This is a genomic window from uncultured Phascolarctobacterium sp. (assembly GCF_902463975.1).
GTDB lineage: Bacteria > Bacillota > Negativicutes > Acidaminococcales > Acidaminococcaceae > Phascolarctobacterium_A.
In genome coordinates this window covers 1-14,540 of the sequence record NZ_CABQHJ010000007.1, presented here as the reverse complement: position 1 = coordinate 14,540, position 14,540 = coordinate 1, and the positions used below count along the sequence as shown (strand labels likewise).

Below are 14,540 nucleotides of genomic sequence, written 5' to 3'. Positions count from 1 at the left end.
GAATAATTTATAAAATATTTTAGTAGCAGGTATTGAAATCTGCCCTTAAGATGATTACAATATATGCAGGCAAAGAATTTTTCCGATTGCCTTTTACTATATAGTTTAGGAAGGTTAAAATCATGCAAAGCAAAAAGAAATGGTTTGTTGTATTTATTCTGCTTGCTGCCCTTGCAGGCGCAGCCTTTTATTTTCTTTATTTCATCCGTACACCGGCCTACGCTCTGAACGAAGCGCGTGTTGCACTGCAGCAGCATGACAGCGCAAAATTTTCACGCTATGTTGATGTTCCCTCTGTTATGGACAACGCTTTCGAGGACATCATCAAGGCAGAAAGCAAAATCAATAACGATAATGTTTTCTCCAACCCGTTCGCACTCGGCATTCTGCATATGCTGAAGCCTTCGGTTGTAGACCTGATGACGCAGGAGGCTTTGGACAAAATCGCCGCTAAGCCGGACAATGCTCCTAAGCAGCCGGTTGATCCCGTACCTGACGCTATGAAGCGTAACCTGGAGCGTCACATCCCCATTAAAAACCTTACTGTCAAAGATCTGAAGCTCAGCAAACATGAAGGCGAAACAGCCAAAGCAACTTTGGTACTGCGCGACAATGAGCTGGAAAAGGATTTTATTGCCGAGCTGTTGATGCAGCAAAATGATAAAGGCGATTGGCAGATTAAGAAAGTCAGCAATCTGGCAGACTTTATCGTTCAGCTGGATGCAGCAAAACGTGCTAAACAGGCCTTGCTGAACAAGCCTGTTATGGAACGTCTGAATAAAGCACTGCAGGCAACCAGTGAACGTCTGACGCTGAACAAGGACAATAACAAAGCAGGCAGCGAAGAAAAAGCTACGCTTACCGCTACCATCATGGCCAAAAACATGAGCAGTGTTGCTATCAACCGTATGTATTATGATGTAACCGTACTCAACGATAAGGGCGAACAGCTTTATTCCTATCCTGAGCATTACCAGGGCAGTATTGCCCCCGGACAGGCAGTGGAGCTCACTACCAGCAAAACTCTGAATTCCATGCTGCCGGATGACAAAAAGCTGATGAATCTGGATATTACCAAAGAAACCGTAAAAATTCAGGTCACCTACATTGCTTTTGATAACGGCGAAGTAATTTCTCCTAAGGGTTTGATTGAATAACCGCAAAAAATTAAACGCTTACATCCCACGTGATGCGTGGGGCGTAAGCGTTTTTTGTCGTTCTTATAAGTTTTTACACAACAGCTTTACTCTTTAACATGCAACTGCAAAACATCCGGGCGTGAATAATGACCACAGGCGTCAAATTCCATACGGCTGGCAGGCACCTTGTCCATATCCAGATCCGCATAAATAATTGCTTCCTTATCCCAGACAGGCTCCGTAACATAATGTCCGTAAGGATCAATCACACAGCTGCCGCCGCGACAGACAAGCTCAGGCAGCTTAGCGACTTCATCCTGTGCATGCAAATCAGCAGGATACATATCTTTAGTGAAGAACTGATCGCAGTTAATGTAATAGCAGCGTCCTTCGAGCGCAATATGCTGAATAGTAGCCTGCCACTCAGGATTATCATTTGTATTGCAGGAAATCAAAATCGTGACGCCTTTTTGGTATAAAGCCACACGTGCCAACGGCATGTAAGACTCCCAACAAATCAAATTACCAAGTGGTCCCCATGGTGAAGCAACCACAGGGAAATAAGCCTTATCCGCATCACCCCAAACAAAGCGCTCCGCGCCCGTAGGCTTGAGCTTGCGGTGCAGGGCAGCAATGCTGCCGTCAGGAGCAAAAATAATGTTGCTGTTATAAATCGTACCGCTTACAGCATCACGCTCCGAGATACCAACGCTTACATAAGCATTTACCTCGCGCGCCGCTTGTCCGAGCGCATCAGTTTCTGCGCCAGGCACTACAATGGAACCATCATAATACCGCTTCCAGTCTGCACGTCCTTCTTCCTGTCTGCTGCCTACGGTAAAGCCAAAGGTCATGCCGTAAGGATAGCAGGGAATAATCAGCTCCGGCAGCACGATAAGCTGTGCTCCGCCGGCACCTGCCTGCTTAATCAGATCAATACATTTGGCCAGTGTTGCATCCTTATCAAACATTATGGGCGCACACTGCACTACAGCTACACGACAATTTTTTTCTAAATCTACCATTTTATTCCCCTCAGATGACTCTTAACTCTTATTATCTAAAATACTTACTGTAATTTTTTATACGAATAATTTTCTTACTGCTAATTTTCAAGCGCTCAGAGCTTAGCTAATTCCTGCGTAACCTTCAAATATGTTTCCACCTCATCAAGGTTATGGCAATGGAGCGGAGAAACACGCACTATGCCTTTTAAGCCAAAAGAGTGCAACATTCTTACAGAATACAGGCTTGTATCAACACGGTCAAAAACAACTATGCCTCGTTTAACATATTCTGCCGTAGCCTGAGTAGGAGTCAGATTATCAAAGCCAATAGCTAAAATCAGGTCACGTCTCGTCAAATCCGGATTGTCATTATAAACAGTTACACCCTCTATATGTCTGAGTCCGGGAACATTAGCAGTACCTTCGAGCATATAGTGTAGCAATGCTCTTTCCTGCAGCTCTAACTTAGTCATACCCTCTACAAATTGCTCTCTACGAGTACCATTTTTATTATCAGCAAAGCTGCAAACATAATCGAGAATGCTGGAAATCATCGCATATTGAGCAGGCGCGTCTGATCCCAGGCCCCAGAAGTTTTCCGGTTTTTGGGTAAGACGGGCGTGAGGCAATACAGACAGGCGATCACTCAGCCACGCTACGCCAAAGCCACGCACACCGAAAAATTTATAAGGAGCAAAGTTAATGCCATCAATATCCAGCTCTGAAAGATCCATAACTGCATGAGGTGCATGCTGAACTGCATCAACTGTAATATAGATATCCGGTTTTATGCTTCTGGCCTTTTTTACAATTGCCGGAATATCCATAATCGCACCGGAAATATTGGATGCGTACATTACATTTAAAAGGCAGGTATTTTCATCAATCAAATCACAGATTGCATCAACTTCACAGCCACCGGTAAGCATATCAGAAGGAGCAACACGCAACTCTTTGCCTGTCGTTGCGGCAAAATGCTCAGAAGAGTCATAAGAAGAAGGATGTTCCAGAACTGTCGTTACCACATTGGTGCCAGGAATATTTTTCACTACTGTTTCTACCATTGAAAACATCAATTGTGATGCTGTAAGTCCTGTAGCTATGCTGCCTCCCTTTACATTAAAGATAACTCTTACATCATCCTCTGCCTTGTGAACAAGATTTTTAAGCTCAACTGCCAAAGGATGCTTTCTGCCATCACAATCAGGAATCATATCCAGCTTATGAAAGCAGTCAGCTGCAGCCTTTAAGCGCAGAGAACCGCCAGCATTTTCAAAAAAGATTCTTGGTGTGCCATCGGGATTTTTATCAAGCAGATAGAACGCCTCTCTAGCCTTTTCCATATCAGCTTCATTTAATAATTTACCATATTTCATTTTATGTACCTCCACAAATTTAACTCACAATCTTATTCTTCGGTCTGCGGCTGATCAACCATGGATGCATCCCAGATTTTTTCATTTTTGGCAACAAGCAATGTACCCAGAACATCGCCAGATACGTTAACGGTAGTATGACTCATATCAATAAGTCTGTACATACCGGCAATCGGTCCCATCATGTCCATCGGCAAGCCCATAAGATTCAAGAAAATAGCACCGGTTACGATGCCGCCGCCAGGAATACCAGGTGCTGCTATAGACATAATGGTTGATATTGTTATGATCATTATTGTCTGCGACCAGGTCATATCAAGACCATAAATTTCAGCAACAAAGAATGCCAAAATTGTTTTATAAAGGGCTGCACCTGTCAGGTTTATAGTTGCACCCAACGGAACAGAAAAAGAAGCTATAGACATAGGAACGTGCAATTTATTAGTTACACAATCCAAAGTAATAGGAATAGTACCTGCACTAGAGTTAGTTGCGATGGTATTAACCCAAATTGGAATCATTGATTTGCACATTTTGATATAATCAACTTTAGTATACAGATAGGTTATGCCACTCAGCAATGCCCAAATAAGCAGGCAGCCTACATAATCTTTAACAACAAATTTTGCCAACGCACCAAACAGTTGCGGTCCATAAACGGCCGTTGTATTAGCCATTAAAGCAAATACGCCTATAGGAGAGTAAAGCATAACAATATCCAACATTTTGTATATAATTTGAGCTACGCTTTCGCACATCTCAACTACTTTTTTACCCTTTTCGCCGACATATACTATAGATACAGCAAAAAGCACCGTAAAGAAAATCATCTGCAGGATATCCTGCTTCGCCATCGCATTGATAATATTGGTAGGTACCATATTAAACAAAAAGGCAGAGAAGGAAATTGCTTTTAAGTTTTTCGGATCATAAGCCTTCATGTTACTGGTATCAAAATTAGCACCAGGATGGAAAATGCTTACTACACCAATACCAACGATACAGGCAACCACAGTCATGATTACGTATATAAGCACAACCTTGCCACCGATTCGTTTAAGCTTTTGCACATCACCAATCGCCGCAATACCGCTAGTCAAGCTGAAAAAGATAACCGGAACAATCAGCATCTTAATCAGATTCATAAAAAGCGTGCCTGCTGGTTTTACCCAAATAGAAAAATCTTTAAACAAAAGACCAGCTGCAATACCTAAAACAAAGCCAATAGCAACTCTGTAAGCGAGGTATTTTTTTGAGAACAAAAAATTCGTCATAATAAAGCCTCCTTTTCTGCGAATCCGCTTCCCTGTATTATTTACAACATTTCTATTTCAATCTGTTGCATTAACAACATTATACTTTTCAATCTTCTAAGCTGTCAATAAGCATTCACAAAATTCATTCGCAAGAATGTTGTAAGTGCAATATTTGTTGCAAAAGATACATTTTCAGCTATAATATAATTATCGGGAGGGGGACTAGTATGAACTTTGAGGACAGAATAAAAGATAAAACACTTACAAAGAAGGAAAAAATTATAGCTGATTATATACTTGATAATATGGAAACTATAGGCTTTGGTCCAATTAAAGATGTTGCCAACGCCTGTGGTGTCAGCGATACTTCTATCATCAGATTTTTGCGCGAGCTGGGATATGCAGGCTATACAGATTTCAAAAAATCAATTAACGAAAAATTTTTAGAACAATATAACGCAAATCTTTCACCAATGCAAAAATTTAACCAAAGCAAAAATTACATCAACACCGGCAGTATAGCAAGCGAAGTATTGTATAATTCCATAAATAACATTAACAAGGCTATCAATTCTCTTGATGATAAGCTTTTGCTGGACATAGCAGATTGTCTGATCAATTCCAAGAATAAATATATTGCGGCCTTTCGTGGAACCTCCTGCTGTGCTGACTATTTTTGGAGGAAAGCGATTTATTTTCTGCCAGGACTGGTGCTATGTAACAAGGCTGAGAGTGAAACTCTGGAAAAGCTTGTTGACATCAACAAAAACGATTGTATCATGATGTTTTCGTATCCCAGATACTCACAAATCTGCACCATAATCTTAGAGCTTGCCAAAAAGCGTGGCGCCAAGATTATTCTTTTTACTGACAGAGTAACTTCTCCTTTAGCAGCTTATGCAGACTACGTCGTAACCACTAACGTAACAGGCTTGAGCTTTACTAACTCTTATGTTGTGCCACTGTGTTTGGCTGAAGCTTTAGCTGTAATAATTAGCAAGAAGGTAGAAAATATGTCTGCTGAACGCTTGGAGCTACTGGATGAAAATATTTATAAAGCAAACCTATACTAGCTTTTAGTAATGGCAAAAAGCCCAGACACCGGTCCGGGCTTTTTTATTTGCTTAAAAGCTTTTGCGTTTATTTAATTAATTATCCCCCAACCCTCAGCCAGCCTTTGGCCAGCAACGATTGGCAAAATACATCCTCCTTAAGAATATAAATATTCCTGCCCGCACTTTTCATACTGATGGCAAGCTGCAAATCAGCACCGTCACACACGGAAGCATCCGCCGTACCTACGATAACCATATCAGCACTGGCTGTAACGTGCTGTGCAACGCTTGCACCAAGCGCAGTCAGTATCTCCCAAACGTTTTTAACATAAAGACTATCAAAAGAGCCTAGCAAAACTATCTGCTTATCTGCCAGCGGTTTTAAGCTGCTGGCACTATGCGCAAGCACAAGCTCTCTTTGCTGCGGCGGCAGATGATAATCCGCCACTGCCAGCTCCTTCAGCTTCTGGTAACAGCCGTTGCAAATATTGCAGTCAACCAGCGCCCTGTGCGCACCTGCTGTAGCAATATTGAAGTATTCGGCAACCGCAGTCTGCTTATACCTGCCTAAAAATGGCAATTCATTCTGCGCCAGCTTCATAACATCAACATAATCATTGGCTAATCTTTTGGCATAATAGCCTGCCAGATTTTCCGCAATAAAGCTCAAATCAAAGCCCACATTGTAGCCTGCAATGATATCATCAGCCAAAAAATCCATAAAGCATAGGATAACCTCATCGATTGACGGAGCATCTGCTACCATAGCGTCATCGATGCCGGTAAGCCGTGTAATATAATACGGAATGGAAAAATCCGGTTTAACAAGGCTGGAAAATTCATCTACTCTGCGATTATTGCAGTATTTTATAGCCGAGATTTCCGTTATATAATCATTTTGCGGATTCAGGCCGGTAGTTTCAATATCTAAAACAGTATAATCATCAGGATAGCCTACAAGGAGCTTACCATCTATATACCTATCTCTTTTTATAGAACTCAAAATATCACCTTGCCGAGCCTAGCTCAGCATCTCTTCCTTTCTTTCGTAATCACTCCAGCACCTTCATGCACATAATTCCCTTTTCGTTACGCACCAGGAAAAAGCTGATTTCATCGCCCTTATGCAGACCTGCAGCATTTTGAGGCTCTGAAAGCAACGTGCCTATGATATTGACCTCACGCACTTCCTTAAGCAGCACATAAGCCGCTTCGGCCTCATCGCCGCGCACCATATAAACCGTTACGATATCCGGGTGCGTCGTAATTCTCGCAGGATCTAACGAGGTAAGCTTGCGCATTGCTTCTGTCGCTTCGTCTGCCTTATACGCCTTTTGCACCATTGCCACTTTGCTTTGGAACTCGCTCAGGCGAGGCATTTCGCTCGGCAGCACAGCTGCCTGCGCTTCCAGCAGCTCAGCTAAGCGTATCTTCGTTGATTGCTCATCATTACCATGCAACAGCTTCAGCGTCTTTTTAGCTGTATCATATACGGCACAGCATAATATTTCAAAGCTTATGCCTGCCTGTTCATCTATATAACCATAGCAAAGCACGCCGGTAGCATCTTCTGTTACCTCAAAAATGCTGTCAAGGTTTTGCGCCACGCCGGCAGCGTCTATGTAAAGGTATTTGTCTGCAATATCGCGGAAATTTATTTCTTTAAGAAGCATATTATCACCTCGTAGGAATAGAGTTAGTTTTAATTATGATATAGGCATTTCACTTTACGCTTTTGTAAAAGACTGCCTGTATTCAATCATACATGCAATTTACGTAATTTGCAATAAAGTAATGAGGTTTTTTGAGTGTGTTGTTCTAAGCAAGATCAAAAGCGCACATAAAAACGTCCCACCCGTCAGACGAGTGGGACGAAAGTTCATTATAAAGCTATCTTAGTGATGGAACAGACGCAGGCCGGTGAATGCCATAGCAATACCGTACTTGTCACAGGTCTCAATAACATTGTCATCACGAATAGAGCCGCCAGCCTGTGCAATATATTGCACGCCGCTGCGATGCGCACGCTCAATGTTATCGCCGAACGGGAAGAATGCATCACTGCCAAGAGCAACATCCTTCAGCTGAGCAACCCAAGCCTTTTTCTCTTCGCGAGTAAGCGGTTCCGGTTTTTCGGTGAAGAAGTTTTCCCATACGCCGTCAGCCAGTACATCCTCATAATCATCGGAGATGTAAACGTCGATGGTGTTGTCGCGGTCGGGACGACGGATGCTGTCCTTAAACGGCAGAGCCAATACCTTCGGATTCTGGCGCAGCCACCAGATATCAGCCTTACCGCCTGCCAGACGGGTGCAATGTACACGAGATTGCTGGCCGGCGCCGATACCGATAGCCTGACCGTCTTTTACATAGCAAACGGAGTTGGACTGAGTATATTTCAAAACAATTAAGGAAATCAGCAGGTCGCGTGCTGCGCCTTCCGGAATTGCTTTATTCACAGTCGGGCGGTTTTGCAGCAGGTCAGCGGTAATTTTAGCTTCGTTGCGCTCCTGTTCGAAGGTAATACCGAATACCTGCTTGTGCTCCAGCAGTTCCGGCTTGTAGTTTTCATCAATTTTAATGATGTTGTAGGTGCCTTTGCGTTTGCCCTTCAGAACAGTAAGAGCTTCTTCGGTATAACCGGGTGCGATAACACCGTCAGAAACCTCGCGTGCCAGCATTTTAGCAGTCTGCACGTCGCAAACATCGGACAAAGCAACAAAGTCGCCATAGGAGCTCATGCGGTCAGCGCCGCGGGCACGTGCATAAGCATTTGCCAACGGAGACAGCTCCAGGTCGTCTACATAATAAATCTTTTTCAGAGTATCGCTCAGCGGCAGGCCTACTGCAGCACCTGCAGGGCTTACGTGCTTAAAGGATGCTGCTGCCGGCAGGCCGGTTGCTTCCTTCAGTTCTTTTACCAGCTGCCAGCTGTTAAAAGCATCGAGGAAATTGATATAACCCGGACGGCCGTTCAGCACCTCAATCGGCAGCTCGCTACCATTGTTCATGTAAATACGTGCGCTGCCCTGATTAGGATTGCAGCCATATTTTAATGCTAATTCTTTCACTATAACTCCTCCTCTTTTGTATAGTGCCAGTCACTTAGACAAACAAAAAAACCGACACACTGGCACAAGAAAAAATCTTTGCCCAGACGGTCGGCGTGCTACCGGTCATACTCCCCTGTGGTAACCCACTTCCGTCAGTTATATGACCTAATACTAAAATTATAAGATGCCTCGTTGTTTTTGTCAATAGCGGGCGATTGTGGTAGAATAAGTGTATGATGAATTAGAGTTTTGCCACCTTTAGTCTCGCTATCGCTCGACAGTTCCCCCAAGGGGGAACCAAGTATTCTTGTCTATACATATACCGAAAAGGCACGGCAAGCTCTTTTCAAAGGAGGAAATAATATGACTCTCTGTTATGTATGTCCGCATCGCTGCGGCGTAGACCGCCCGGCAAATATGTCTGATACTACCGGCTGCTTCGGCAGCTGCGGCGTAGGCCTCGCTCCGATTGTTGCCCGCGCCGGCCTGCATATGTGGGAAGAGCCCATCATCAGCGGCACTAAAGGCAGCGGTACGGTTTTCTTTTCCGGCTGCAACCTGCACTGTGTTTTCTGCCAGAACTATGATATCAGCTGCAAGGGCTTCGGCAAGGAAATTACCATTGAACGCCTGAAGGAAATCTATCACGAGCTTATCGCCCAGGGTGCGCACAATATCAATCTTGTTACGCCCACCCATTTTACCGAAGCAGTGCTGCAAAGTCTGGACGAGCCTTTGCCGGTGCCTGTTGTTTATAACACCAGCGGCTTTGAAACACAGGATACTCTGCGCCGTCTTAAAGGCAAGGTGCAGATTTATCTGCCGGATTTAAAATACAGTGATGATATGGCTGCTATCAAATACAGCAACGCTCCCTACTACTTCCGCATCGCAACAGAAGCTATTAAGGAAATGTATAATCAGGTCGGTGACTATCATATTGACGATAACGGTATCATGACGAAAGGCGTTATTATCCGTCATCTGATTATGCCCGGCATGCCGGACAACACCAAGAGAATTATCGACTGGGTTGCTGCCAACTTCAAGCCCGGGCAGGTAATGTTCAGCCTGATGCACCAGTACGTTCCCTGCGGCCGCGCCAGCGAATATCCCGAAATCAACCGCAAGGTTACGGATGAGGAATACAAGGAGCTGGAAAGCTATCTGCTGCAAAGCACTATCGAAGACGGCTTTGTACAGGAAGGAGATGCCGCCTGCAAGGATTTCATCCCCTGCTTTGACGGAACAGGAGTATAAAAATATATTTGCTTTAAATTTCATAAAATGATATAATTTTCGCATAGAGATAGCCGACGTCGGTTTCCTGCTGGAAAGTGGGGTGATGCTATGACTGTTTTCGAAGCACTTCAGCTTATGATAGGCTTTGCAACTCTCGTAGTTTTGATTTTATCACATCGCTCTAAATAAAGGCATGAAAAAAACCGCCTAATGGTTAGGCGGCTTCCTTCAAACTACAAATTTGCGAGGAAAGCCGACCTACCACAATCGGCTATCTCTATACTTTATTATAGCAGTTTTTGCGTTATTGTCAATTTGCCTCCCGACGCAAAACCTCTGCCAGAACCTCAATGCCACGGCAAATATCCTCAGTTGAGGCATACTCTGCCGGGTTATGGCTGATGCCTGCTCGACAGGGAATAAACAGCATTGTCGTAGGGCAGATTTTCGTCATATGCATGGCATCATGACCGGCACCGCTGTTCATATGCAAAAAGCTGAAGCCCTTTTCCGCACATATCGCTTCGCTCTGCGCGGCCAAAGCCTTATCCAAAGCAACAGGGCTGTCTGCCGTCAGCATTTCTATCTGCACGCCAACGCCGTCACAGACAGCGACGTTTTCGGCCTGCTCGCGAATGCTCTGCAGTACACGCTCAATGCTTGTCTTATCAACGCCACGCACATCAACCCACAGCGTAACTGCTCCCGGCACAACGTTAATCGAACCGGGCTCTACGTCAACCACGCCAACGGTACCAACACTGCCGTTGGCTTTTTCTGCTTCTGCAGCCTCGTTCACCGCTAAAATAAGCTTAGCAGCGCTGACGAGCGCATCACGGCGCATGCCCATCGGCGTTGCGCCGCTGTGGTCTGCCACGCCTTTAATATGAATCTTAAAGCGTGTCGGTGCCGCAATATTATGCACGATACCAAGCTGGTGCTGTGTCTGCTCCAGCACCTTGCCCTGCTCTATATGCAGCTCCGCAAAGCATTTATAGCTGCCAGGAGTAATTACGGCATCACGGTAAGCGTCAGGATTACAGCCCCATTCACGCAAGGCCTCGATAAAGCTGATATCACCCTTCTTAGCGCCCTTGTTCAGCTGCTCCGGCGCCGCGCTGCCTGTCAGCAGCTTACTGCCCATAGTTGCAAAGCCGAAGCGACTCGATTCCTCCGCACGGAAGATAATCACCTCGATGCTGCGCTCCAGCTCCTCGTCCTGCAGCATGTACAGCGCCTCCAAGGCACCTACCACACCGCACATGCCGTCATAGGCACCGCCGTGAATAACAGTGTCTAAATGCGAACCACTGGCCACCGGCGTCAGCTGCGGCTGTTTGCCCTCACGACGCAAAAAAACATTGCCCACAGCATCGGTGCGTATTTGCAAATGCAAATCCTGCACCTGCTCCAGCAGCCAGCTCTGAGCCTTTTTATCAAGCTGACTGTAGGCAAGGCGCGTAACACCCTCATCACTGTCCGTAAAAGCTGCCAAACCCTGCAAAAGCTTGGCCACACGCTCCTGATTTACTTTTAACATTTTCATTCCCCCTTCATTCGGAAATAGCAAAAAAAATAAATAATATAGATAACAGCTTTATTATACTTGCTTCTTAAGTATCACACAAGAGCTGCACTTCATCTGAAAATCTGAGATTATGGAAAGTTTTTTACACTTTTGCTAAAAACTCCTTGCAATTAATGTAAAATCCACGTAAAATTATCATAGCAAAATTTAAGAAAAGAGGTTATTTATTTTGGAACGCAAAGTTATTCAAGTTGAAGAACGTCCACCATTACTACTTAATATTCCGTTAAGTATCCAGCATCTGTTCGCTATGTTCGGCTCCACCGTGCTGGTTCCCTTTTTGTTCAAGGTCAACCCTACCACCTGCCTGTTCATGAATGGCCTGGGCACCCTGCTCTATATCTTTATCACCAAAGGCAAAATCCCTTCCTATCTCGGTTCCAGCTTTGCCTTCATTTCTCCTGTACTGCTGATCATGTCCACCTCTGCCTATAATCATGCACAGTCCGGCTTCATCGTTTTTGGTCTGCTGTTCATGCTCTTCTCGCTGATTATTCACTGCGTAGGCACCAAATGGATTGATGTCATCTTCCCGCCGGCAGCAATGGGCGCAATCATCGCTGTTATCGGTCTGGAGCTGGCACCTGTTGCAGCTAACATGGCAGGCTTGACCGGTGATAAAATCGACATGGTCAACGTCGCTATTTCCATGTTTACGCTGGCTGTGGGCGTTATCGGCTCCGTTGCCTTCCGTGGCTTCATGAGCATCATCCCGATTCTCTTCGGCGTTGTCTGCGGTTATGTTTTTGCAGCTATCATGGGTATCGTCAACTTCCAGCCGGTAATCGACGCTCCCTGGTTCCAGGTACCGCATTTCTACGCTCCGGTTTTCGATATCAACGCTATTATGATTATAGCTCCGGCCGCACTCGTTGTACTGGCTGAGCATATCGGCCATCTCGTAGTAACCGGCAACATTGTTGACCGCGACCTGATTAAGGATCCTGGCCTGTCCCGCTCCCTGTTCGCAGACGGTCTTTCTAACGTTATCAGTGGCTTTGCCGGCGCAACTCCGAACACTACCTACGGTGAAAACATCGGCGTTATGGCAATTACCAAGGTTTATAGCACCTGGGTTATCGGCGGCGCTGCTGTCATGGCTATCATCCTTTCCTTCTGCGGCAAGCTCAGCGAGCTGATCCACAGCATTCCCGTTCCTGTTATGGGCGGCATCTGCATCCTGCTGTTCGGCGTAATCGCTGCCAGCGGTATCCGCGTACTGGTTGAACGTCAGGTAGATTACAGCAAATCCTCCAACCTCGTAATGACCTCTGTTATTATGATTATCGGTCTTTCCGGTGCAAAGCTTTCCTTCGGTGCATTTTCCGTACAGGGCATGGTGCTGGCAACCGTTGTTGCTATTATTATGAGCCTTGCCTTCAAGCTCTTTGAATACCTGCACCTGCTGAACGAATAAGATAATTAAAGCACAAAGAGGCGGGGACCAAACCCAACCTTAAACAGAAAAACCAGTGGAAGTTTACCGTCAGGTAAATATCCGCTGGTTTTTTAGTGCTAAAAGAGAACCATTTAGTGTGCCTACAGGAACAACTTCTGAAGCCATAATCCTGTTCTTAGTATTCAGAGCAAAAACCATACATACTTCTTTTTCCATATAACGTAGATAAAGCATCAGATATGCAACTGCTTTCTTAGGATTACCTAAATACACCTTTTCACAAGTGTGTAAAGCCCCCTTTTCAAAAGCTCCATACAAGCCGAAACCTTTTCTGCCTGCATTCAAGTCAAACCTATTGCATTAAGCTCGTCTACAGTTCTATTCAGCATTTTAAATACTTCATTGTTGTCGCATGTTTACAGATTTTCTGTATTCGCTTTCGCTTGTCTGCTCCGCACTGCCGATATTCAGACTGCCGCCGGTTTTTACGCCTACGTCATTATCTGCAACTACGTTGCTGCCTGTGATATTTATATCATTTTTATTGCTAATTGCAATTTCTCCAGCGGAAATATTGCTGCCGATAACAGTATTCTGCTTACTGTAATCATAAATATCCGTTGTTTTGGACGAAAGCAATCCACTGACCTTGTTGTGCTCTTCATGCAAACGCTCGTGGTATTCTGTTGCATTAGCGATATTTATATTATTTTCGGCAATCAGGTCGGCTTTTCCTGCTTCACTGGCTACGTTGCTGCCTTTAATATTTATATCTTTGCCGCTTGCAATGCTGATATCATTCTTCGCCGCAATAGTAGTGCCTTTCACAGCTTCATCCACCTGCTTTTTATGGTTGTAATAGCTGCCGCCACGGTTGCCTACTTCGCTTTCCTCAGTAAATATGTTGATTTAAAATTTATTTTTCGGTAAATCATACAAATATGAATTAAATCCATTTCTGCAATCAACAAATCGCAAACTGTAAAAATTATCTTTTTTTATAACAATTAGAGAAATGCCATCCTTTTGATAAAGCATATCTTCACCATCAATGCTTTTCCAACCAGCACACTGTATATTTTCCAAAAATGCATTTTGTGGTAATAACGTAAAGTCACATTGCAATACGACATCTCCAAATAAGTACTGTTTGCTTTCTAATTTAACAACCTCTGTGCCAATTGGTAATTTTAGCTGTAATAATTCAAAATATAAATTTTCTTTCCGATTACTCCTATCATACGCTTTCATATATATATTTAAACACATCATCAGACAAGATAATATTAAATATATGCATATCGCCCTTTTTACACTTATATATTTATTCATTTGTCAGCCTCGACTTTTTTACTAATATGAATACAATATGATTTATTATTCACATAAACCACTTTATATTTTGCATAATCATCAGTATATACA

At 44.1% G+C, this 14,540-nt stretch carries 15 protein-coding genes and 1 riboswitch; of the genes, 5 read left to right on the top strand and 10 right to left on the bottom strand.

The genetic code is table 11. From position 1 onward, the window contains the following. Positions 1-122: 122 nt before the first annotated feature. On the top strand, positions 123-1,157 hold the full coding sequence (locus RDW05_RS03190; RefSeq protein WP_307977811.1) for a DUF2939 domain-containing protein: 1,035 nt from the start codon (positions 123-125) through the stop codon (positions 1,155-1,157). A gap of 86 nt (positions 1,158-1,243) precedes the next feature. Here the strand turns inward: RDW05_RS03190 and RDW05_RS03185 are convergent, their stop codons facing one another. The 3 genes from RDW05_RS03185 to RDW05_RS03175 all read right to left on the bottom strand — a co-directional run bounded on the left by RDW05_RS03185 (position 1,244) and on the right by RDW05_RS03175 (position 4,796). Then, entirely contained in the window at positions 1,244-2,164 is a 921-nt protein-coding gene (locus RDW05_RS03185; protein WP_307977810.1) for a carbon-nitrogen hydrolase family protein, read from the bottom strand. 95 nt (positions 2,165-2,259) lie between these two features. Then, positions 2,260-3,522, bottom strand: coding sequence for an aminotransferase class V-fold PLP-dependent enzyme (locus RDW05_RS03180; protein ID WP_304277084.1), 1,263 nt, complete (start codon positions 3,520-3,522; stop codon positions 2,260-2,262). A gap of 32 nt (positions 3,523-3,554) precedes the next feature. Continuing rightward, on the bottom strand, positions 3,555-4,796 hold the full coding sequence (locus RDW05_RS03175; RefSeq protein WP_307977809.1) for a dicarboxylate/amino acid:cation symporter: 1,242 nt from the start codon (positions 4,794-4,796) through the stop codon (positions 3,555-3,557). Between the two features lie 209 nt (positions 4,797-5,005). Between RDW05_RS03175 and RDW05_RS03170 the strand changes: the two genes are divergently transcribed. Beyond that, positions 5,006-5,851, top strand: a complete 846-nt coding sequence (locus tag RDW05_RS03170) for a MurR/RpiR family transcriptional regulator (protein WP_307977808.1) — start codon at positions 5,006-5,008, stop codon at positions 5,849-5,851. Between the two features lie 79 nt (positions 5,852-5,930). Here RDW05_RS03170 and RDW05_RS03165 read toward each other — a convergent pair whose 3' ends face one another. From RDW05_RS03165 to RDW05_RS03155, 3 genes are all read right to left on the bottom strand, one after another. Then, positions 5,931-6,836 carry an exonuclease domain-containing protein gene (locus RDW05_RS03165; protein WP_307977807.1) on the bottom strand — a complete coding sequence of 302 codons (906 nt, stop codon included), beginning with the start codon at positions 6,834-6,836 and terminating at the stop codon, positions 5,931-5,933. Between the two features lie 49 nt (positions 6,837-6,885). Further along, positions 6,886-7,506, bottom strand: a complete 621-nt coding sequence (locus RDW05_RS03160) for a hypothetical protein (protein WP_307977806.1) — start codon at positions 7,504-7,506, stop codon at positions 6,886-6,888. A 222-nt stretch (positions 7,507-7,728) separates the two neighbouring features. Continuing rightward, positions 7,729-8,907 carry a phosphoribosylaminoimidazolecarboxamide formyltransferase gene (locus tag RDW05_RS03155; RefSeq protein ID WP_374111006.1) on the bottom strand — a complete coding sequence of 393 codons (1,179 nt, stop codon included), beginning with the start codon at positions 8,905-8,907 and terminating at the stop codon, positions 7,729-7,731. Positions 8,908-8,977: 70 nt separating this feature from the next. After that, positions 8,978-9,056, bottom strand: a riboswitch (ZMP/ZTP riboswitch). Between the two features lie 193 nt (positions 9,057-9,249). Between RDW05_RS03155 and RDW05_RS03150 the strand changes: the two genes are divergently transcribed. Further along, complete coding sequence (locus RDW05_RS03150; RefSeq protein WP_304277078.1) at positions 9,250-10,146, top strand: radical SAM protein; 897 nt, start codon at positions 9,250-9,252, stop codon at positions 10,144-10,146. Between the two features lie 90 nt (positions 10,147-10,236). Further along, positions 10,237-10,317, top strand: coding sequence for a putative holin-like toxin (locus tag RDW05_RS11655; RefSeq protein WP_363316971.1), 81 nt, complete (start codon positions 10,237-10,239; stop codon positions 10,315-10,317). 121 nt (positions 10,318-10,438) lie between these two features. Here RDW05_RS11655 and RDW05_RS03145 read toward each other — a convergent pair whose 3' ends face one another. Beyond that, positions 10,439-11,668, bottom strand: coding sequence for a M20 family metallo-hydrolase (locus RDW05_RS03145; protein ID WP_307977804.1), 1,230 nt, complete (start codon positions 11,666-11,668; stop codon positions 10,439-10,441). Positions 11,669-11,885: 217 nt separating this feature from the next. Between RDW05_RS03145 and uraA the strand changes: the two genes are divergently transcribed. After that, positions 11,886-13,133 carry a uracil permease gene (gene uraA, locus RDW05_RS03140; RefSeq protein WP_210684027.1) on the top strand — a complete coding sequence of 416 codons (1,248 nt, stop codon included), beginning with the start codon at positions 11,886-11,888 and terminating at the stop codon, positions 13,131-13,133. Positions 13,134-13,202: 69 nt separating this feature from the next. Here the strand turns inward: uraA and RDW05_RS03135 are convergent, their stop codons facing one another. The 3 genes from RDW05_RS03135 to RDW05_RS03125 are packed head-to-tail and all read right to left on the bottom strand — an operon-like array spanning position 13,203 to position 14,387. Continuing rightward, entirely contained in the window at positions 13,203-13,460 is a 258-nt protein-coding gene (locus RDW05_RS03135) for a JAB domain-containing protein (protein WP_307977803.1), read from the bottom strand. A gap of 54 nt (positions 13,461-13,514) precedes the next feature. Continuing rightward, complete coding sequence (locus RDW05_RS03130; RefSeq protein WP_307977846.1) at positions 13,515-14,018, bottom strand: hemagglutinin repeat-containing protein; 504 nt, start codon at positions 14,016-14,018, stop codon at positions 13,515-13,517. A gap of 6 nt (positions 14,019-14,024) precedes the next feature. Continuing rightward, positions 14,025-14,387 carry a hypothetical protein gene (locus RDW05_RS03125; protein WP_307977802.1) on the bottom strand — a complete coding sequence of 121 codons (363 nt, stop codon included), beginning with the start codon at positions 14,385-14,387 and terminating at the stop codon, positions 14,025-14,027. Positions 14,388-14,540: the final 153 nt, after the last annotated feature.

What these genes read in the sequence shown, in the direction of transcription:
- RDW05_RS03185 (WP_307977810.1), bottom strand. Translation starts at nt 2,164, where the DNA reads ATGGTAGATTTAGAAAAAAATTGTCGTGTAGCTGTAGTGCAGTGTGCG.
- RDW05_RS11655 (WP_363316971.1), top strand. Translation starts at nt 10,237, where the DNA reads ATGACTGTTTTCGAAGCACTTCAGCTTATGATAGGCTTTGCAACTCTC.
- RDW05_RS03125 (WP_307977802.1), bottom strand. Translation starts at nt 14,387, where the DNA reads ATGATGTGTTTAAATATATATATGAAAGCGTATGATAGGAGTAATCGG.
- RDW05_RS03150 (WP_304277078.1), top strand. Translation starts at nt 9,250, where the DNA reads ATGACTCTCTGTTATGTATGTCCGCATCGCTGCGGCGTAGACCGCCCG.
- RDW05_RS03170 (WP_307977808.1), top strand. Translation starts at nt 5,006, where the DNA reads ATGAACTTTGAGGACAGAATAAAAGATAAAACACTTACAAAGAAGGAA.
- RDW05_RS03190 (WP_307977811.1), top strand. Translation starts at nt 123, where the DNA reads ATGCAAAGCAAAAAGAAATGGTTTGTTGTATTTATTCTGCTTGCTGCC.
- RDW05_RS03180 (WP_304277084.1), bottom strand. Translation starts at nt 3,522, where the DNA reads ATGAAATATGGTAAATTATTAAATGAAGCTGATATGGAAAAGGCTAGA.
- RDW05_RS03175 (WP_307977809.1), bottom strand. Translation starts at nt 4,796, where the DNA reads ATGACGAATTTTTTGTTCTCAAAAAAATACCTCGCTTACAGAGTTGCT.
- RDW05_RS03160 (WP_307977806.1), bottom strand. Translation starts at nt 7,506, where the DNA reads ATGCTTCTTAAAGAAATAAATTTCCGCGATATTGCAGACAAATACCTT.
- RDW05_RS03145 (WP_307977804.1), bottom strand. Translation starts at nt 11,668, where the DNA reads ATGTTAAAAGTAAATCAGGAGCGTGTGGCCAAGCTTTTGCAGGGTTTG.